The 18,672-nt window shown below is 62.0% G+C and carries 17 protein-coding genes; 7 read left to right on the top strand and 10 right to left on the bottom strand.

All coding sequences use genetic code 11. The features are described from left to right. Positions 1 to 25 precede the first annotated feature (25 nt). The 4 genes from AC1RMX_RS00450 to AC1RMX_RS00435 form a co-directional block, all read right to left on the bottom strand. Positions 26 to 997, bottom strand: coding sequence for a FecR family protein (locus tag AC1RMX_RS00450; RefSeq protein WP_273539992.1), 972 nt, complete (start codon positions 995 to 997; stop codon positions 26 to 28). Next, positions 994 to 1,512 carry an RNA polymerase sigma factor gene (locus tag AC1RMX_RS00445; RefSeq protein WP_096817822.1) on the bottom strand — a complete coding sequence of 173 codons (519 nt, stop codon included), beginning with the start codon at positions 1,510 to 1,512 and terminating at the stop codon, positions 994 to 996. The genes AC1RMX_RS00450 and AC1RMX_RS00445 overlap by 4 nt, the downstream gene beginning before the upstream one ends. A gap of 111 nt (positions 1,513 to 1,623) precedes the next feature. Then, complete coding sequence (locus AC1RMX_RS00440; protein WP_096817824.1) at positions 1,624 to 2,331, bottom strand: 3'-5' exonuclease; 708 nt, start codon at positions 2,329 to 2,331, stop codon at positions 1,624 to 1,626. Further along, positions 2,328 to 4,268 carry a putative nucleotidyltransferase substrate binding domain-containing protein gene (locus AC1RMX_RS00435; protein WP_096817826.1) on the bottom strand — a complete coding sequence of 647 codons (1,941 nt, stop codon included), beginning with the start codon at positions 4,266 to 4,268 and terminating at the stop codon, positions 2,328 to 2,330. The genes AC1RMX_RS00440 and AC1RMX_RS00435 overlap by 4 nt, the downstream gene beginning before the upstream one ends. A 253-nt stretch (positions 4,269 to 4,521) precedes the next feature. On the opposite strand from AC1RMX_RS00435, the gene AC1RMX_RS00430 reads away from it, so the two are divergent. Next, positions 4,522 to 4,968: a response regulator gene (locus AC1RMX_RS00430; RefSeq protein WP_096817828.1), complete on the top strand. Its 447-nt coding sequence runs from the start codon at positions 4,522 to 4,524 to the stop codon at positions 4,966 to 4,968. Between the two features lie 70 nt (positions 4,969 to 5,038). Here AC1RMX_RS00430 and AC1RMX_RS00425 read toward each other — a convergent pair whose 3' ends face one another. Further along, positions 5,039 to 7,216 (bottom strand): malate synthase G, encoded by a 2,178-nt coding sequence (locus AC1RMX_RS00425; RefSeq protein WP_493070024.1) that lies wholly within the window; start codon positions 7,214 to 7,216, stop codon positions 5,039 to 5,041. Positions 7,217 to 7,669: 453 nt separating this feature from the next. Between AC1RMX_RS00425 and AC1RMX_RS00420 the strand changes: the two genes are divergently transcribed. Then, complete coding sequence (locus AC1RMX_RS00420) at positions 7,670 to 8,188, top strand: glycine cleavage system transcriptional repressor (RefSeq protein ID WP_490840630.1); 519 nt, start codon at positions 7,670 to 7,672, stop codon at positions 8,186 to 8,188. A gap of 223 nt (positions 8,189 to 8,411) precedes the next feature. On the opposite strand, the gene rarD is transcribed toward AC1RMX_RS00420, so the two are convergent. From rarD to AC1RMX_RS00395, 5 genes are all read right to left on the bottom strand, one after another. Beyond that, positions 8,412 to 9,299: an EamA family transporter RarD gene (rarD, locus tag AC1RMX_RS00415; RefSeq protein WP_096817833.1), complete on the bottom strand. Its 888-nt coding sequence runs from the start codon at positions 9,297 to 9,299 to the stop codon at positions 8,412 to 8,414. A gap of 66 nt (positions 9,300 to 9,365) precedes the next feature. Further along, positions 9,366 to 10,340, bottom strand: coding sequence for a serine/threonine protein kinase (locus tag AC1RMX_RS00410; RefSeq protein WP_096817835.1), 975 nt, complete (start codon positions 10,338 to 10,340; stop codon positions 9,366 to 9,368). Positions 10,341 to 10,456: 116 nt separating this feature from the next. Next, on the bottom strand, positions 10,457 to 12,358 hold the full coding sequence (locus AC1RMX_RS00405) for a PhoX family protein (protein WP_096817837.1): 1,902 nt from the start codon (positions 12,356 to 12,358) through the stop codon (positions 10,457 to 10,459). A 72-nt stretch (positions 12,359 to 12,430) separates the two neighbouring features. Beyond that, positions 12,431 to 13,195, bottom strand: coding sequence for a TOBE domain-containing protein (locus AC1RMX_RS00400; RefSeq protein WP_096817838.1), 765 nt, complete (start codon positions 13,193 to 13,195; stop codon positions 12,431 to 12,433). Between the two features lie 58 nt (positions 13,196 to 13,253). After that, complete coding sequence (locus tag AC1RMX_RS00395; RefSeq protein ID WP_493070021.1) at positions 13,254 to 13,994, bottom strand: ComFC family protein; 741 nt, start codon at positions 13,992 to 13,994, stop codon at positions 13,254 to 13,256. Between the two features lie 91 nt (positions 13,995 to 14,085). Here AC1RMX_RS00395 and bioB point away from each other — a divergent pair, with 91 nt between their 5' ends. The 5 genes from bioB (at position 14,086) to bioD (ending at position 18,593) form a co-directional block, all read left to right on the top strand. Further along, positions 14,086 to 15,141, top strand: coding sequence for a biotin synthase BioB (gene bioB, locus AC1RMX_RS00390; RefSeq protein ID WP_085731680.1), 1,056 nt, complete (start codon positions 14,086 to 14,088; stop codon positions 15,139 to 15,141). A gap of 67 nt (positions 15,142 to 15,208) precedes the next feature. Beyond that, a complete protein-coding gene (gene bioF / locus AC1RMX_RS00385) occupies positions 15,209 to 16,387 on the top strand; it encodes an 8-amino-7-oxononanoate synthase (RefSeq protein ID WP_493070019.1) in 1,179 nt (392 codons plus the stop codon). Then, positions 16,380 to 17,111, top strand: a complete 732-nt coding sequence (locus AC1RMX_RS00380) for an alpha/beta fold hydrolase (protein WP_493070017.1) — start codon at positions 16,380 to 16,382, stop codon at positions 17,109 to 17,111. Before bioF ends, AC1RMX_RS00380 begins: the two co-directional genes overlap by 8 nt. Further along, the gene (bioC, locus tag AC1RMX_RS00375) at positions 17,104 to 17,916 is read left to right on the top strand and encodes a malonyl-ACP O-methyltransferase BioC (protein ID WP_096817846.1); all 813 of its coding nucleotides are present in this window, start codon (positions 17,104 to 17,106) and stop codon (positions 17,914 to 17,916) included. The genes AC1RMX_RS00380 and bioC overlap by 8 nt, the downstream gene beginning before the upstream one ends. Then, positions 17,913 to 18,593: a dethiobiotin synthase gene (bioD, locus tag AC1RMX_RS00370; protein ID WP_096817848.1), complete on the top strand. Its 681-nt coding sequence runs from the start codon at positions 17,913 to 17,915 to the stop codon at positions 18,591 to 18,593. The genes bioC and bioD overlap by 4 nt, the downstream gene beginning before the upstream one ends. Positions 18,594 to 18,672: the final 79 nt, after the last annotated feature.

Here is an 18,672-nt window from a genome sequence, read left to right as displayed (position 1 = left end):
AAATGGACGGCGTTATGGCAGAGGATCAGGGCTTCGGATCAGCCTTGGCCACGGTGACCCACCACGGCGTGTGCTGCTCGATCTGCACCGGCAGGGTCGGGAGCAGGGCGCTCAACGCCTTGTCGGTATCGTGCAGCGGGAAGCTGCCGGTAATGCGCAGGTCGGCCACTTCCGGCGCTGTGCCCAGATGGCCACGACGATAGCGGCCGAGCTCGTGCACCAGGTCTTCCAGACGCGCGTTGTCCACCACCAGCATGCCGCGCGTCCAGGCATCGGCACCGGGGTTGAGCGCGACGACGGCGTCCAGGCCGTTGTCGCGGATCAGCACCTGCTGGCCTTCGCGCAGGATCTGTTCCTGCGGATCGGATTGCGGATGCGCCGCGACGGCCGACTGCAACACGCTCAGGCGCGTGCCCTGTTCTTCGCGTTTGACCAGAAACCGCGTACCCAGCGCGCGCATGCGGCCTTCGCGGGTTTCGACGATGAACGGTCGTGCATCGCCATGACCGGTCTCGATGAGGATTTCACCTTCCTGCAGCACGATCAGCCGCTGCTTTTCATTGAATCGCACATCCACGGCGCTGTGAGTGTTGAGGTTGATCACGGTGCCGTCCGCCAGCCGTACGGTGCGTTGTTCACCGGTAGCGGTGCGCTGGTCGGCGAGCCAGTAATCCAGCGGCAGATAGTGTTCTGCGGCAAACAACGACAGGCCGACCACCGCGACAACACTGGCCAGTCCGCTGCCAAGCTTGCGCACCCGGCGGCGGATGCCTTCGCGCGATTGCAGCAACGCGCTGCGGGCCGGGCCGTTGGCCACGCTGAAACGCTGGTCGAGCATGCCCAACTGACGCCAGGCACGGGCGTGTTCTTCGTTGGCGGCGTGCCATTTGGCGAATTCTTCGCGCTCCAGCGGGCTGCTGGAATCGAGGGTCAATTGCCAGGCAATCGCCGCGTCCAGTACGTGGGCCGAGACCGGTTTGGAACTGGCCGGGTTCATGTCGGCTCACCGTACAGGGCGATGTAGCACTGGCGGATACCCTGGGCCAGGTACTGGCGCACGCGCGGCACCGACACGCCGAGTTTGTCGGCGATCTCGGCATGGGTCAGGCCGTCGAGACGGTTATAAAGGAATGCGGCGCGGGCCTTGGTCGACAATTGGCCGAGCAGACGATCGATAGCTTTGAGGTCTTCGAGTATCAGTTGCTGCTCTTCCACCGACGGCTGCTCGCCTTCGGGGATCAGCATCAGTTCGGCGAGATAGGCTTGTTCCAGGGCGGCGCGACGGAAGTAGTCGAACAGCAGACCCTTGGCGATGGCCACCAGAAAGGCTCGGGGTTCGCGAGGCGTCAGCAGTTCCTCGCGACCGAGCAGGCGGACGAAGGTGTCCTGGCTCAGGTCTTCGGCGCGTTGCGGGCAGGCCACGTTGCGGCGCAGCCAGCCCAGCAGCCAGCCGCGATGGTCGCGATACAACGCACCGACGAGCTCACTGTGAGGGCTTTGGGCTGACGACACGAAGGCACCGACTGGGAAATGTTAACTAACGAGAATTGTTCGCGATTGTGGCAGAGGTGGGAATGGTTAGCAATTGGCCACCGGTCGGGTTGTCGGGCGACAACCCGGGGCTCAGAACGAATGCGTCTGCTGGCGGCGCTTCCACTGACTCAGGCGTTGCTGCAAATTCAATGGGCTGTGAATCTGCTGCTGACGTGCCCGGCTGAACAGAATCAACGCCAGTTCCGCCGTGGCCAGTGCGTCGGCGCTGGCATGGTGACGCTCGAACACTTCGAGCTTGAACCAGTCGATCCACTCGTCCAGCCCAGCCTCGCGGATGTGCGCCTGCGGGCAAACCAGCGGTGCAATGTCGGCGACATCCAGAAACACTTGCTGCAACTTGTGGCCCAGGTGTTCTTTCACCGCCCGGCCCAGCATGTGCTGATCGAACGGCGCATGAAACGCCAGCACCGGACTGTCGCCAATAAACTCCAGAAGCTCGAGCAGCGCCTCGGCCGGCTCGCTGCCGGCGGCAATCGCGTTCGGTCCCAACCCGTGGATCAAAACACTGGGGCTGAGCTTGAGTTCGCGACATTGCAGGGTGCGTTCGAACTGCTGGCTGAAGTCGATGGCGCCGTCCTCGATCACCACCGCGCCAATCGACAGTACCCGGTCCTTGTTAAGGTTGAGCCCGGTGGTTTCCAGATCCAGCACCACCCAGCGCTGTTCGCGCAGGCTGCATTCGCTCAGTTCGCCGATCGCCGGCAGTTTCGTCAGGCGTTGTTGCAGATCGTCCGGCAGAACCGGGCTGGCCGGACGCAGCCACGAGAACAGGCTCATAGCTGATACCGCAGGGTCAGGCTGCTTTGCAGGCGCTGGGCCTGACGCAGGGATTCACGCAGGATGCGCCGGTCCAGATGATTGAGGCTGTCGGGATCGACCCGGTTCGAATACGGCAGGTTTTCCCGGGTCTGGAGCTGATGCTGCTGCATGCGTGTCTGCTGGATAAAGTGATAAGCCTCCTCGTACGCGGCGCCATCCAGTCGGTCGATGACTTCTTTCTCCACCAACTGGCGGAAGCGTTCGAGGGTGTTGTTGGCGTCGATGCCATTGGCCAGAGCCAGCAGACGTGCACCGTCGACAAACGGCGTCAGGCCCTGGATCTTCAGGTCCAGCGTGGCTTTCTCGCCGTTCTTGCGGGTCAACACGAATTCACGGAAACGCCCCACCGGTGGGCGGTTGCGCAAGGCGTTCTCGGCCATCATCCGCTGGAACAAACGATTGTCGCCGACCTGATCGAGAATCCCCCGACGCAATTGCTCGCAACCCTGTTCATCGCCCCAGACCACCCGCAGATCGAAATAGATGCTTGAGCCCAGCAGGTTCTCCGGCGTTGCCTCGCGAATGAACGCGGCAAAGCGTCGGGCCCATTCGGCGCGGGACAGGCACAGCTGCGGATTGCCGGCCATGACGTTGCCCTTGCACAGGGTGAAGCCGCATTGTGCCAGGCTGTTATTGATCTGCTGGGCGATGGGCAGCAACTTGCCGCGAATCTCCGCGGCATGGGCCGCATCCCGCGCATCGAACAGAATGCCGTTGTCCTGATCGGTGTGCAGGGTCTGCTCGCGCCGGCCTTCGCTGCCGAAGCACAGCCAACTGAACGGCACACCGGGGTCGCCTTTCTCCGCGAGGGTCAGCTCGATTACCCGGCACACGGTGTGATCGTTGAGCAGGGTGATGATGTGGGTGATCTGGGTCGACGATGCGCCGTGAGCCAGCATGCGCTCCACCAGTTGGCCGATCTCGCCACGCAGAGTCACCAGTTGTTCAACCCGCTGGGCGCTGCGGATGGTCCGTGCCAAGTGCACCAGATCGACCCGTTGCAGCGAGAACAGATCACGCTCGGAGACCACGCCGCACAGACGCTGATCCTTGACCAGACACACGTGGGCGATATGCCGCTCGGTCATCGCGATCGCCGCATCGAAGGCGCTGTGATCCGGCGACAGATAGAACGGCGAGGGCGTCATGTGGCGTTCGATCGGTTCATTGAAGTCGCCAACGCCCGCAGCCACCACATGGCGCAGATCGCGCAGGGTGAAAATCCCCAGTGGCGCCTTGTGCTCATCCACCGCGACGATGCTGCCGACCTGTTGTTCGTGCATCAGCTTCACCGCTTCGCGCAGTGGAGTGGAAGGGCTGCACGTCACCGGATGGCGCATGGCCAATTCGCCCAAGCGGGTGTTCAGCGAATATTGGGTGCCGAGGGTTTCCACGGCTTTCTGCTGGACTTGCTGGTTGACCTGATCCAGCAGGCTGCTGACCCCGCGCAGGGCGAAGTCGCGGAAGGTGTTGGATAGGGCGAACAGCTTGATGAACGCCAGTTTGTTCAGTTGCAGGCAGAAGGTGTCTTCGCCGGCCAGATGCTCGGTGCGGGTCGCCCGTTCGCCGAGCAGTGCGGCGAGGGGAAAACACTCGCCGGTGGTGATTTCAAACGTGGTTTCGGTGCCGCCCTTGGCCGTGTGCGGCCGCTCGCCGACCACCCGGCCCTGCTTGACGATGTAGAAGTGTTCGACCGGCCCGTCGGCGGGTTTGATGATGCTCTCGCCCTGACCGTAGAAGCGCAGCTGGCATTGCTCCACCAGATAGGCCAGGTGGGCGTGTTCCATCTGATTGAAAGGGGGGAAGCGCTGGAGGAATTGCAAAGTGCCCTGAATGTTCTGCAACACCGCGGTTTTCCCTGCCTGGGTGAAGGCGTCCGCTTTACTCATAACCATTACCGCAGTCTTTTTCGAATTGTTGTTATTGGATCGTTGCAGCCATGGTCGACCCCAGCGCGCGGGGTGCCCATTGGACGTAAGTCTAGGTTTGGCGTGCCGTTGGGTAGTTTTCGGATATGCCCTACACAAACAGTCGGAAATTCTCAGGTTAGCCCCTTGGAAAAAAATCCGACGAAGTGCACATTGAAGCTCTGCCCAGCGATGTCTGACCACTGTGCCAGGGGATCGATTTGAAAACGTAGAGAACGCCATGTCCGACCACGATATTTTGAGCGACGCCGAGCGGGAAGCGCTCAGCGCCGTCATGCTGGAACCCGACCTGCCGCCGCAGCGGGTACTGATCGTTGATGACGACAAGGACGCCCGCGAGTTGCTGTCGGAGATCCTGGCACTGGACGGCATTCGTTGCATGACGGCAGCCAGCGGCGAATCCGCACTCAAGATGATCGAGGAAAAACCTTCCATCGGCCTGGTGATCACGGATCTGCGGATGGGGCATGTCGGCGGTCTCGAGCTGGTCCGTCAGGTGCGCGAGTCGGTACGGGCGGCGATGCCGATCATCATTGTCTCGGGTGATGCGGACGTGAAGGACGCCATCGCGGCGATGCATTTGAGCGTGGTGGACTTTCTGCTCAAGCCGATCGATACCGCCAAATTGCTTGGACTGGTCAAGCATGAGTTGGGGATCGAGCCCTAGCTAATCCGACGCAAACAAAAAAGCCCTGATCGAAAGATCAGGGCTTTTTCATGTCCGGCATCAGCGCGGGTTACAGGCCATTGGCAGCCTTGAACTCGCGACGGCGACGGTGCAGGACCGGCTCGGTGTAACCGTTCGGCTGCTTGGTGCCTTCAATCACCAGTTCGACCGCCGCCTGGAAGGCGATGTTGCTGTCGAAGTTCGGTGCCAGCGGACGGTACAGCGGGTCGTTGGCGTTCTGACGGTCCACCACTGGCGCCATGCGCTTGAGGCTTTCCATCACTTGCGCCTCGGTGACGACACCGTGGCGCAGCCAGTTGGCGATGTGCTGGCTGGAGATACGCAGCGTCGCACGGTCTTCCATCAGGCCGACGTCGTTGATGTCCGGCACTTTCGAGCAACCCACGCCCTGGTCGATCCAGCGCACCACGTAACCGAGAATGCCCTGGGCGTTGTTGTCCAGTTCGTTCTTGATCTGCTCCGGCGTCCAGTTCGGGTTGACCGCCAGCGGGATGGTCAGGATGTCATCGACCGAAGCGCGAGCACGTTTGGCCAGCTCGGCCTGACGGGCGAACACGTCGACCTTGTGGTAGTGCAGCGCGTGCAGCGCGGCAGCCGTCGGCGATGGAACCCAGGCAGTGTTGGCACCGGCCAGCGGGTGAGCGATTTTCTGTTCGAGCATCGCCGCCATCAGGTCGGGCATCGCCCACATGCCTTTACCGATTTGCGCACGACCTTGCAGGCCGGTGCTCAGACCGATATCGACGTTCCAGTTTTCGTAGGCGCCGATCCACTTTTCAGCCTTCATGTCAGCCTTGCGCACCATCGGGCCGGCTTCCATGGAGGTGTGGATTTCGTCGCCGGTGCGGTCGAGGAAACCGGTGTTGATGAACACCACGCGCTCGCTGGCGGCCTGGATGCAGGCCTTGAGGTTGACCGTGGTGCGGCGTTCCTCGTCCATGATCCCGACTTTCAGGGTGTTGCGCTTGAGGCCCAGCACGTCTTCGATGCGACCGAACAGTTCGTTGGTGAACGCTGCTTCTTCCGGGCCGTGCATCTTCGGTTTGACGATATAGACCGAACCGGTGCGGGTGTTCTTGCGCGAAGTGTTGCCGCTCAGGTTGTGCATCGCCGCCAGGCAAGTCACCAGACCGTCGAGGATGCCTTCCGGCACTTCATTGCCGTGCTTGTCGAGGATCGCGTCGATGGTCATCAGGTGACCGACGTTACGCACGAACAACAGCGAGCGGCCGTGCAGGGTCAGTTCGCTGCCGTCGACCTTGGTGTAGGTACGGTCCGGGTTCATGGTGCGGGTGAAAGTCTGGCCGCCCTTGGAAACGGATTCCGCGAGGTCGCCCTTCATCAGGCCCAGCCAATTGCGGTAGATCACCACCTTGTCGTCGGCATCGACGGCGGCCACGGAGTCTTCGCAGTCCATGATGGTGGTCAGTGCCGCTTCCATCAGGATGTCTTTGACGCCGGCGGCATCGGTCTGGCCGACCGGGGTGCTGGCATCGATCTGGATTTCGAAATGCAGGCCGTTGTTCTTCAGCAGGATCGCGATCGGAGCCGACGCATCGCCCTGGAAGCCGATCAGCTGTGCATCGTTGCGCAGGCCGCTGTTGCTGCCGCCCTTGAGGGTGACGACCAGTTTGCCGTCATCGATCTTGTAACTGGTGGAATCGACGTGGGAGCCGGCCGCCAGTGGCGCTGCTTCGTCGAGGAACGCACGGGCGAAGGCGATGACTTTGTCGCCACGCACCTTGTTGTAGCCTTTGCCTTTTTCCGCGCCGCCGGCTTCGCTGATGGCGTCGGTGCCATACAGGGCGTCGTACAGCGAACCCCAGCGGGCGTTCGAGGCGTTGAGGGCGAAGCGGGCGTTCATCACCGGGACCACGAGTTGCGGGCCGGCGGTACGGGCGATTTCGTCATCGACGTTTTGCGTCGTTGCCTGGAAATCAGCCGCTTCTGGCAGCAGATAACCGATCTCTTGCAGGAAGGCTTTGTAGGCCACGGCGTCGTGTGGTTGACCGGCACGGCTCTGGTGCCAGCCGTCGATACGGGCCTGGAAGTCATCGCGTTTGGCGAGTAGGGCTTTGTTCTTCGGCGCCAGGTCGTGAATGACCTTGTCGGCGCCTTCCCAGAATTTTTCGGCGGTGAGGCCGGTACCGGGAATGGCTTCGTTGTTCACGAAGTCGAACAGGACTTTGGCGACCTGCAGGCCACCGACTTGAACGTGTTCAGTCATTGCTTGCCTCACTCTGCTCAGCTATTTCGCTTTTCAGCTCTTCAATTTAACAATGAAGCCTCTGGCCATTTAAACCACAAACCCCTCGACCAGTACATGCCATCGCTGGCGGCTGGGCTGGGACCAATCAACGGCTTGGGGCCTTGCTGACGGGGCTTTCAGGGTTGCGAACGTGCCTTGGGCAGACATCGATCCAACGTTATGTAGTGCGCGCTGCGGCATACTACATGATGCATTGCGGTTGTGAAAATCAGACTAATTACGTCGTTCTGCGACCCCATGACGCATTGCGGTCACGGCGCGGAACGGGATGTTCTCAAAAAACCAATGGATTGTTCCAGTTAAATATAAAAAGTTGTACACGATTTGTGATTTCGAGCGTCTGAGGCGTCTGTCGAACGCTTGCCTATACTTGTTTTTCTATAACAAAAGTCATGACAAGAGGGCTGCGCCATGGATCACCTCGTACTCACCGTCTTCGCGCCGGACAAGCCCGGGCAGGTCGAGCGCATCGCCCAATGCATCGCCGAGCACGGTGGCAACTGGCTGGAAAGCCGCATGTCACGGATGGCCGGGCAGTTCGCCGGGATTCTGCGGGTCGGCGTGCCGGCGGAGGCCTACGACGAATTAGTCGATGCCCTACAAGCTTTGTCGACTCAGGGCATTCGTGTGCTGGTCGCCGAAAGCGGTATTGAACAGGCCTGCACCTGGAAACCGATTGCCATGGAACTGGTGGGCAATGATCGTCCGGGCATCGTGCGGGATATCACCCGGTTGCTGAGCGAGCAGGGCGTGAACCTCGAACGGCTGGTGACCGAAGTGCGCCCGGCGCCGATGAGCAGCGAGCCGTTGTTCCACGCCGAGGCGATTCTGGCGGTGCCGCTGACCCTGTCGCTGGATGTGCTGCAATCGCGCCTGGAAACCCTGGCCGATGACTTGATGGTGGAATTGGTACTGCGCACCGACCCGTGAAGACGGATCGGGTTATCCAGTTTAAACGTGCACCTGCCTGTGGATAACCTGTAGAGACCGACCGCCAGGCCACGTCCGCCGTGGCTTTGCGAAGATTGATCAAAAAACCGCCAGCATTCAGTGACTTGCGCACAAACGGCGGGGATCACGCTGTGGATAACCTTGGGAAGGAACGATACAGGCCACGAGAACCGTGGCCTGTGGAGGTTTGTGCGTTTTTTGATCAGCTGCGACGACGCAGGCTCATCCACGCATCGACGCTGTACACCGCCAGACCGGCCCAGATAAACATGAAGGCGATCAGCGTACTCGACGACAAGTGCTCACCGAACAGCAGCACTGCCTGCAACAGCACCAGCGTCGGTGCCAGGTATTGCAGGAAGCCGATGGTGGTGTAGGGCAAATGCCGCGTGGCCGCGTTGAAACACACTAACGGCACCAGCGTCACCGGGCCGGCTGCCACCAGCCACCAGGCTTCGGAGGTGGTCCAGAACGCAGCTTGTGCACTGGTGGCGGTCGGATTGAACAGTAGCCACGCGAGGGCGATCGGCACCAGCATCCAGGTTTCCACCACCAGCCCCGGCAGTGCCTTGACCGGCGCCTGCTTGCGGATCAGCCCGTAGAAACCGAAGGTCAGTGCCAGCACCAACGACACCCACGGCAGACTGCCGACCTGCCATACCTGCTGCGCCACGCCGACCGCCGCCAGACCGACCGCCAGCCACTGCATGCGCCGCAGGCGTTCGCCGAGGATCAGCATGCCCAGCAGCACATTCACCAGTGGGTTGATGTAGTAACCCAGACTCGCTTCCAGCATCCGGCCGTTGTTCACCGACCAGACGTAGGTCAGCCAGTTGGCCGCGATCAGGGTGCCGCTGAGCGCGAGAATCGCCAGGCGTTTCGGGTTGTCGCGCAGCTCCTGCCACCAGCCCGGATGCTTCCAGACCATCAGCAACAGCGCGCCGAACAGCGCCGACCACAACACCCGGTGGATGATGATCTCCACCGCCGGCACTTCGGCGATGGCTTTGAAGTAGAGCGGGAACAGGCCCCAGATGATGTAGGCACTCAGGCCCAGAATGTACCCGCGACGCGGGTTGGCGGCTTGCATGCAGAATCCTTGCTTAGGCAGCTAACAAAGCAGCGATTGTACGGGCAGTTGTATAGACGTGTCGTGTCAGAAAAGCTTCAACGGCTCTTCATTCAATGCCGCCAGTTGTTCACGCAACGCCAGCACCTGATCGCCCCAATACCGCTCCGTGCCGAACCACGGAAAACTGTGAGGAAACGCCGGATCGTCCCAGCGTCGGGCCAGCCAGGCGCTGTAATGCATCAGGCGCAGGGCGCGCAGCGGTTCGATCAGCGCCAGTTCGCGCGGGTCGAAATCGTGGAATTCGTTGTAGCCGTCCATCAACTCCGACAGTTGTCCGAGGCATTCCTGACGATCGCCCGCGAGCATCATCCAGATGTCCTGCACGGCCGGGCCCATGCGGCAGTCGTCAAGGTCGACGATGTGGAACATCTCGTCGCGGCACATCATGTTGCCGGGGTGGCAGTCGCCGTGCATGCGGATGTTCTGATGCGGCGTGGCGGCGTAGGCGTCTTCCACGCGCTTGAGCAGGTCGCGGGCGACGGACTCGTAGGCCGGCAACAGGCTTTTGGGGATGAAGTTGCCTTCCAGCAAAGTGTTCAGCGAGGCGTGGCCGAAGTTCTGCACGGCCAGCGCTTCGCGATGCTCGAACGGACGTGTTGCGCCGACTGCATGAATGCGCCCCAGCAACTGACCGAGGCGATACAACTGGTCGAGGTTGCCCGGCTCCGGCGCCCGGCCACCGCGACGGGGAAACAGGGTGAAACGGAAACCGGCGTGTTCGTGCAGGGTCTGGCCGTTGTGGATAAGTGGCGCCACCACCGGGATCTCGACGTCGGCCAGTTCGAAGGTGAACTGGTGCTCTTCGAGAATGGCTTCGTTGGTCCAGCGCTGCGGGCGATAGAACTTGGCAATCAGCGGTTCGGAGTCTTCGATGCCGACCTGATAGACGCGGTTTTCGTAACTGTTGAGCGCCAGAATACGCGCGTCGCTCAGAAAGCCGATGCTTTCGACGGCATCGAGCACGAGGTCTGGGGTGAGGGTTTCAAACGGGTGGGCCATGCTGACTCCTGCGCGCGGCAGGCTGCCGCGTCCGGCCCAGCATGGTAGCGCAGACAAGCTGTCTTGAGGGGGATCGTTCCCGCGCGGAACGCGGGAACGATCTGACCGCTGCCGTATCAGGCGCCGACGATCCCGCCATCCTCACGGGTAATCGCCATCACCGAAGAGCGCGGCTTGCCGTTCGGCAAATGCTCGGGGAAGGTCGAGCCGCCGTTCTCGCCTGGATGCTGGATCCCGACAAACAGGGTTTTCTGATCTGGCGAGAAACTGATCCCGGTGACTTCGCAACCGATCGGCCCGACCATGAACCGGCGAATCTCACCGGTCTTGGGATCGGCGCAGAGCATCTGGTTGTTGCCCATCCCGGCAAAGTCCCCGGCGTTGCTCGAATCACCGTCGGTGAGAATCCACAGTCGGCCGGCCTTGTCGAAACCGAGGCCGTCGGGGCTGTTGAACATGTTCTGCGGGGTGATATTCGACGAGCCGCCCTTCGGCGTACCGGCATGCACGCCCGGGTTGCCGGCCACCACGAACAGATCCCAGGCGAAGGTCTTCGAACCGTGATCGTCGCGGTCGGTGCGCCAGCGCAGGATCTGCCCGTAGACGTTCTTCTCGCGCGGGTTCGGGCCGCCCACCGGCTGCCCGTCTTCGCCGCGTTTGGCGTTGTTGGTCAGGGTGCAATAGACCTGGCCGTCTTTCGGGCTGACCACGATCCATTCCGGGCGGTCCATGCGCGTGGCGCCGACCACACTGGCCGCCAGGCGTGCATGAATCAGCACTTCCGCCTGATCGGCAAAACCGCTGCTGGCGTCGATACCGTTCTTGCCGTGGGTCAGTTCGATCCACTGGCCCTGGCCTTTCGGGTGGTCGGGGTTGCCGTCGCCCGCGTCGAACTTCGCCACGTACAGGGTGCCGTGATCGAGGATGTCGCGGTTGGCTTTCGCGTTGCGGTGGTTGATGCGGTCGCGGCTGATGAACTTGTAGATGAACTCGCCGCGTTCATCGTCGCCCATGTACACCACGGCGCGACCGTCGTCGGTCTCGGCCAGGGCGGCGTTTTCGTGTTTGAAGCGACCGAGGGCGGTGCGTTTGACTGGCGTCGATTGCGGGTCGAACGGGTCGATTTCCACGACCCAGCCGTGACGGTTGAGCTCGTTCGGGTTCTTCGCCATGTCGAAGCGTGGATCGAACGGATGCCAGTTGATCTCGCGGCTGGCGACCGACACGCCGTAGCGTTTCTGCGCCGGGTCGAACTGCTGCTGGGCGTTGCTGCTGCCGAAGCAGTCAGTGAAGTTCTCTTCACAGGTCAGGTAAGTGCCCCACGGGGTCTTGCCGTTGGCGCAGTTCTGGAAGGTGCCGAGGACTTTCTTGCCGTGCTTGTCGGCGCTGGTCTTCATCAGCTCATGACCGGCAGCCGGGCCGCTGATGCGTAGTGGCGAGTTGCCGTGGATGCGGCGGTTGTAGCGCGAGCCCTGAACGAACTGCCATTGGCCGTTCTTGCGCGCCACTTCGATCACCGACACGCCTTCGCAGGCCAGCGCCTTGCGCACGTCTTCCGCCGACTGCGGCTGACCGCCATGGGGGTAGAGGTAGCGGTAGTTGGTGTATTCGTTGTTGATCGCCATCAGGGCGCGATTCTTGTCGTCCGGGAAGGCGAACAGGCTCATGCCGTCGTTGTTGTCGCCGAACTGCACTTCCTGTGCAGCCGCAGTGCCGTTGCCGCTCGGGTCGAAGGCCGGGCCGTTCTTGTGCAGGGGCTGACCCCAGCTGATCAACACCGACGATTTGTAGCCCTTGGGCAGGCTGATGACGTCGGTGGTGGCGGCCGGAATGCTGTCGAAGCCGAGCAGGCGGCTGTTGCCGGCGCTGACACCGGTGGCCAGCGCGCTGCGGCTCAACAGGCTGCCGCCGAGGAACATCGCCGCGCCGCACAGTGCGCCGGCGCCGATGAAACCGCGACGGCTCATGCCGACCATTTTTTCCAGGTCAGTGGATTGGTTTTCTTCTAATAGGCTCACATCAGGCTCCCTGCTTGGTTTTGGCAGCCACCTTAATGAGAGGCGATGACGCTTTTGTTGCAGGAACCCGCGCTAAAGCGGTGTGCCGATCAGCACATTGGACGGCGAGAACTGCACTTGCACCGGTTGTTCGACGGTCAGTCCCTGGGTGCGCAGGTGCAGCGGCTCAGCCAGGGCGCAGAGTGTCTGGCCATTGGGCAGGGCGACGCGTACTTCGCTGGGGCCGTCTTCGGCATCGAGAATGGCTTCGAGGGTACCGCTCAGAAGATTGTGACCAGATGTTGCAGCCTGTTCTCGCCCCAGCAACTCCAGCCAGCCGGCCTTAATCAGTGCCACCACTTCGGTGCCCGGTTGCAGCTCCAGATGCACGGTGCTGTCGTGGGTGATCTGCGCATCGATGCACAGGCCTTCGGCCAGTTCGAGACGGATCAGGTCATTGCGGCCCTGATGCTCGATGCTGACGACTTTGCCATGCAATTGATTGCGGGCGCTGGTCCGGAGCATCAAACGCCCCAGTAGATCCAGATCGCTGGCGTCTTCAGCGGCCTCCAGCACCTGCGCCTGTAAGGCTTGCAGCTTCTGATAAAGACGCAGCACCCGTTCGCCTTCGCTGGACAGTCTGGCGCCACCGCCGCCCTTGCCGCCGACAGCCCGCTCGACCAGCGGCTTTTGCGCGAGATTGTTCAACTCATCGATGGCGTCCCACGCCGCCTTGTAACTCAGGCCCGCGCTTTTGGCGGCGCGGGTGATCGAGCCCTGTTCGGCAATGTGTTGCAGCAGGGCGATGCGCTGCGGGCGGCGGACGATGTGCTGGGACAACAGGGAAGGCAAGGACATGTCGGGTGCTTTGTGCTGGGTTGATGGTGGAGGAAGTTGGCCGCTTGGCGCGTGTGAGTCAAGCCGCGTCGCCAGGTTTCGGTGTTCGGGCCAGGCAGTAGACGTCGACCCGCGTGGCGCCCGCGTCCACCAGCAGCCGGGCCAATGCCTGGGCGGTGGCGCCGGTGGTCAGCACATCATCCACCAAGGCGAGATGCCGGCCTTTTACATCAGCGTCCGGCACAAGGTTGAAGGCATTGCGCAGATTGCGTTTGCGCGCCTTGGCGTCGAGTGCCTGCTGGGCGCTGGTGTTCTGAATTCGGCGCAGGATATTTTCTTCACAGGGAAGATCCAGTTGCTTGCCGAGCCACCGCGCCAGCATTGCCGCCTGATTGAATCCACGTTGGCGCAGACGCTTGTTCGCCAACGGTATCGGTAACAAGGCATCCGGGCGTGGCAGGCCTTCATCGAAGCGATGTTGCAGGAATTGCCCGAGAACATCGCCGAGCAGGCGACCAAACGGCCATTTCGCATTGTGCTTGAATCGGGTGATCAGGCTGTCCACCGGAAAGCCGTAGGACCAGGGCACCGCCACGTGTTCGAAGGCGGGCGGATCCTTCAGGCAGCCGCCACACGTCAGGCCCGCAGCGGGCAGCGGCAAGGCACATGTCATGCATTGATCACCCAGCCAGGGCAGTTCGGTTTCGCAGGCCACGCAGAGAGGTGTTTCGGTTTCCGCCGGCTCATCGCACAATAAACAGTGCTGGTTGTTATTTAACCAGATGTAAACCGGTCTATCTTGATGTGGTTGACAGTGCATGGCTCTTCCTTAAATATGCCGAACATCCGTGTCGTGCCTGTGGGTATTCCGTTTCCCCAGGCGCCAGCCAAGCATAACCAAGGAATCGCCCATGAGCGCCAGCACCACTGCCACCCTGCGTCACGACTGGTCTTTGGCCGAAGTCAAAGCACTCTTCGTTCAGCCATTCAACGACTTGCTGTTCCAGGCGCAGACGGTGCACCGCGCGCATTTCGACGCCAACCGCGTCCAGGTTTCCACCCTGCTGTCGATCAAGACCGGCGCCTGCCCGGAAGATTGCAAATACTGTCCGCAGTCCGGTCACTACAACACCGGTCTGGAAAAAGAAAAGCTGATGGAAGTGCAGAAAGTCCTCGAAGAGGCTGCCCGCGCCAAGGCCATCGGCTCGACCCGTTTCTGCATGGGCGCGGCGTGGAAGCACCCGTCGGCCAAGGACATGCCCTACGTGTTGAAGATGGTCGAAGGCGTTAAGGCCATGGGCCTGGAAACCTGCATGACCCTCGGTCGCCTCGATCAGGATCAGACCGAAGCACTGGCCAAGGCCGGGCTCGACTACTACAACCACAACCTGGACACCTCGCCGGAGTTCTACGGCAGCATCATCACTACCCGCACCTACAGCGAGCGTCTGCAGACCCTGGCCTACGTGCGCGATGCCGGTATGAAAATCTGCTCCGGCGGCATCCTCGGTATGGGCGAGTCCCTCGATGACCGCGCGAACCTGCTGATCCAGCTGGCCAACCTGCCGGAGCATCCGGAGTCGGTGCCGATCAACATGCTGGTGAAAGTCGCCGGCACGCCGCTGGAAAACGCTGACGACGTCGATCCGTTCGACTTCATCCGCATGCTCGCCGTGGCGCGGATCCTGATGCCGCAATCCCACGTGCGTCTGTCCGCTGGCCGCGAAGCGATGAACGAGCAGATGCAGGCCCTGGCGTTCTTCGCCGGCGCCAACTCGATTTTCTACGGCGACAAACTGCTGACCACCGCCAACCCGCAGGCCGACAAGGACATGCAGCTGTTTGCGCGTCTGGGCATTCAGCCGGAAGCCCGCGAAGAACATGCCGACGAAGTGCATCAGGCCGCCATCGAGCAGGCGCTGGTGGAGCAGAAGAGCAGCGAGCAGTTCTACAACGCGGCAGTCTGATCGTCCGTTCTTTCAGGCGCTGCCTCGGGCGGCGTCTGCTGATTCATTTGCCACCCGTGAGGCTTGCATGTCTTTCGATCTCGCCGCACGCCTTGCTGCCCGTCGTGCCGAAAATCTCTATCGCCAGCGACCGCTGCTTGAAAGCCCCCAGGGGCCGCAAGTGGTGGTCGACGGTCAGCCATTGCTGGCGTTCTGCAACAACGATTACCTGGGCCTGGCCAATCATCCGCAAGTGATCGAAGCCTGGCGCGCCGGTGCCTCGAAGTGGGGCGTCGGCGGCGGTGCTTCGCATCTGGTGATCGGCCACAGCGGCCCGCATCACGCGCTGGAAGAAGCTCTGGCCGACCTCACCGGACGGCCACGTGCGCTGTTGTTCACCACCGGCTACATGGCCAACCTCGGCGCGGTCACGGCGCTGGTCGGGCAGGGCGATACGGTGCTGGAGGACCGGCTCAATCATGCGTCGTTGCTGGATGCCGGATTGTTGTCCGGCGCGCGGTTCAATCGCTATCTGCATAACGACGCCGAAAGCCTCGCCAAACGTCTGGAGAAAGCCACCGGCAATACGCTGGTGGTCACCGACGGCGTGTTCAGCATGGACGGTGATCTCGCCGACCTGCCGGCGCTGGCCCGCGAAGCCAAGGCCAAAGGCGCGTGGCTGATGGTCGATGACGCCCACGGTTTCGGTCCGCTAGGTGCCAATGGTGGGGGCATCGTCGAGCATTTCGGTCTGAGCCAGGATGACGTGCCGGTGCTGGTCGGTACCCTCGGCAAAGCGTTCGGCACGGCGGGCGCGTTTGTCGCCGGCAGTGAGGAGTTGATCGAAAGCCTGATCCAGTTCGCCCGTCCGTACATCTACACCACCAGCCAGCCACCGGCGCTGGCCTGCGCAACCTTGAAAAGCCTGGAACTGCTGCGCAGCGAACACTGGCGTCGCGAGCATTTGCAGACGCTGATCCGCCAATTCCGTCTCGGCGCCGAACAGATCGGTCTGGAGCTGATGGACAGCTTCACGCCGATTCAGCCGATCATGATTGGCGATGCCGGTCGCGCCGTACGTTTGTCGCAGATGCTGCGCGAGCGTGGGTTGATGGTCACCGCGATCCGCCCGCCGACTGTGCCCGCCGGCAGTGCTCGGCTGCGGGTCACGCTGACCGCCGCCCACAGCGAGGCGCAGGTGCAACTATTGTTAGAAGGACTGGCCGATTGCTTTGCCCAACTGAAGTCGGAGCCAAGCCATGCGTGATCGTCTGATTCTGCTCCCCGGCTGGGGCCTCGGTGTTTCCCCGCTGGAACCCTTGGCGGCTGCGCTGCGTGGGCTCGACGAACACCTGACGGTCGAAATCGAACCGTTGCCGGAGCTGGAATCCAGCGATCCTGCGGATTGGCTCGACGAACTCGATGAGCGCATTCCCCAGGACGTCTGGCTGGGTGGCTGGTCGCTGGGCGGCATGCTGGCTTCTGAGCTGGCGGCGCGGCGTGGTGAACATTGCTGCGGCTTGCTGACGCTGGCGAGCAATCCTTCTTTTGTTGCCCATGACCAGTGGCCGAGCGCGATGCCGGGGGAAACCTTCGATGCATTTCTGGCCGGTTGCAGTGCTGATCCGCGTCAGACCCTCAAGCGTTTTTCGTTGCTGTGCGCTCAGGGTGCGCAAGACTCTCGCGGCTTGTCGCGACTGTTGCAGGGCGGTGCGCCGAATACTTCACCGATCGCCTTGATGGCGGGTCTGGAGTTGTTGGCGCAGATCGATACGCGCAATGCCTTGCAGGTGTTTCGAGGCCCGCAATTGCATCTGTTTGCCGGGCTGGACGGGCTGGTGCCGGCGGAAGCCGCGGGCGAGTTGTTCGCCTTGCTGGCGGATGTCGAGGTCGGGCTGATCGAGCAGGCCAGCCATGCGTTTCTTCTGGAAGACCCCCACGGTGTGGCCGGTGCGATCCAGGCTTTTTTAAGTGAGTGTGGTGATGACTGATTTGTCTCTTGCTGCGCTGCCCGGCGGCTTGCCTGACAAGCGCCAGGTAGCGGCTTCCTTTTCCCGCGCAGCGGCCAGCTACGACAGCGTCGCCGAGTTACAGCGTGATGTGGGCACGCAGTTGCTGAATCGTCTGCCGGTGGATTTTCTGCCGTCGCGCTGGCTGGATCTGGGCTGCGGCACCGGGTATTTCACTCGGGCGCTGGCTGAACGTTTTGCGGGTAACGAAGGGCTGGCGCTGGACATCGCCGAGGGCATGCTCAATCACGCCCGGCCATTGGGTGGGGCCGCGCACTTTATTGCTGGCGATGCTGAGCGTCTGCCGTTGCAGAATTCGACCTGTGATCTGATCTTCTCCAGCCTCGCCGTGCAGTGGTGCGCAGACTTCGAATCGGTGCTCGGCGAAGCCTTCCGAGTACTGAAACCGGGAGGGATTTTCGCGTTTGCTAGTCTTTGTGTAGGGACGCTGTACGAATTGCGCGACAGTTGGCGTCAGGTCGATGGCCTGGTGCACGTCAACCGTTTCCGTGAGTTCGCTCGGTACGAGCAATTGTGTGCGGCCAGTGGTCTGCGCACGGTCAGTCTGGAGAACCGGCCACATGTGCTGCATTACCCGGATGTGCGCAGCCTGACGCACGAACTCAAGGCGCTAGGCGCGCATAACCTGAACCCCGGTCGGCCGGGCGGATTGACCGGTCGGGCGCGGATTCTGGGGCTGGTCGAAGCCTACGAGCAGTTCCGTCAGCCGCAGGGCTTGCCGGCGACTTATCAGGTGGTCTACGCCGTGTTGGAGAAACCCGTATGAGCGCAGCCTATTTCATCACCGGAACCGACACCGACGTCGGCAAGACGACGGTCGCCGCCGGGTTGCTGCATGCCGCCCGATCGGCAGGGTTGAGTACGGCGGCGGGCAAGCCGGTGGCGTCCGGTTGTGTCGTGACGCCCAGAGGTCTGCGCAACTCCGATGCCTTGGCGCTGCAGGCCGAGTGCTCGTTGCCGCTGACTTATCAACAGGTCAATCCGGTGGCGTTCGAGCCGGCGATCGCGCCGCATCTGGCGGCCCGTGAGGCAGGCGTGGCGTTGACCGTGCAATCGCTGCTGGCGCCGATGCGCGAGATTCTGGCCATGAACGCCGACTTCACATTGATTGAAGGCGCGGGCGGGTGGCGGGTGCCGTTGGCGGATCAGGACAATCTGTCGGACCTGGCCATTGCGCTGAATCTGCCGGTGATTCTGGTGGTCGGCGTGCGTCTGGGTTGTATCAGCCATGCGTTGCTGACGGCCGAGGCAATTGCCCGTGACGGGCTGCAACTGGCCGGTTGGGTAGCGAACATCATTGATCCGAAGACCTCGCGGCTGGAAGAAAACCTGGCGACACTGGCCGAGCGTATTCCGGCGCCGTGTCTGGGGCGGGTGCCGAAACTCAAGGCGGTCAGCGCCGAGGCGGTCGCCGATCACTTGCAACTGGATCTGCTCGACTGATTTTGACTATGGGAAGGCACTGTGCCATTAGTGTTTTTGACGGGTGTTTTTCTGACGCCTCTGATTCAATGGCACCCAT

It is taken from the genome of Pseudomonas sp. GW822-FHT03F04 (genome assembly GCF_058801405.1).
The sequence above is the reverse complement of the archived record's forward strand: the minus strand, read 5'-3'. Positions and strand labels throughout refer to the sequence as shown.

Excerpts from the sequence above, each read along its gene's own strand:
- AC1RMX_RS00410 (WP_096817835.1), bottom strand. The coding sequence starts at position 10,340 with ATGGCCCACCCGTTTGAAACCCTCACCCCAGACCTCGTGCTCGATGCC.
- AC1RMX_RS00440 (WP_096817824.1), bottom strand. The coding sequence starts at position 2,331 with ATGAGCCTGTTCTCGTGGCTGCGTCCGGCCAGCCCGGTTCTGCCGGAC.
- AC1RMX_RS00425 (WP_493070024.1), bottom strand. The coding sequence starts at position 7,216 with ATGACTGAACACGTTCAAGTCGGTGGCCTGCAGGTCGCCAAAGTCCTG.
- bioF (WP_493070019.1), top strand. The coding sequence starts at position 15,209 with ATGTCTTTCGATCTCGCCGCACGCCTTGCTGCCCGTCGTGCCGAAAAT.
- AC1RMX_RS00380 (WP_493070017.1), top strand. The coding sequence starts at position 16,380 with ATGCGTGATCGTCTGATTCTGCTCCCCGGCTGGGGCCTCGGTGTTTCC.
- bioB (WP_085731680.1), top strand. The coding sequence starts at position 14,086 with ATGAGCGCCAGCACCACTGCCACCCTGCGTCACGACTGGTCTTTGGCC.
- AC1RMX_RS00395 (WP_493070021.1), bottom strand. The coding sequence starts at position 13,994 with ATGCACTGTCAACCACATCAAGATAGACCGGTTTACATCTGGTTAAAT.
- bioD (WP_096817848.1), top strand. The coding sequence starts at position 17,913 with ATGAGCGCAGCCTATTTCATCACCGGAACCGACACCGACGTCGGCAAG.
- AC1RMX_RS00450 (WP_273539992.1), bottom strand. The coding sequence starts at position 997 with ATGAACCCGGCCAGTTCCAAACCGGTCTCGGCCCACGTACTGGACGCG.
- AC1RMX_RS00430 (WP_096817828.1), top strand. The coding sequence starts at position 4,522 with ATGTCCGACCACGATATTTTGAGCGACGCCGAGCGGGAAGCGCTCAGC.
- bioC (WP_096817846.1), top strand. The coding sequence starts at position 17,104 with ATGACTGATTTGTCTCTTGCTGCGCTGCCCGGCGGCTTGCCTGACAAG.
- rarD (WP_096817833.1), bottom strand. The coding sequence starts at position 9,299 with ATGCAAGCCGCCAACCCGCGTCGCGGGTACATTCTGGGCCTGAGTGCC.
- AC1RMX_RS00400 (WP_096817838.1), bottom strand. The coding sequence starts at position 13,195 with ATGTCCTTGCCTTCCCTGTTGTCCCAGCACATCGTCCGCCGCCCGCAG.
- AC1RMX_RS00435 (WP_096817826.1), bottom strand. The coding sequence starts at position 4,268 with ATGGTTATGAGTAAAGCGGACGCCTTCACCCAGGCAGGGAAAACCGCG.
- AC1RMX_RS00420 (WP_490840630.1), top strand. The coding sequence starts at position 7,670 with ATGGATCACCTCGTACTCACCGTCTTCGCGCCGGACAAGCCCGGGCAG.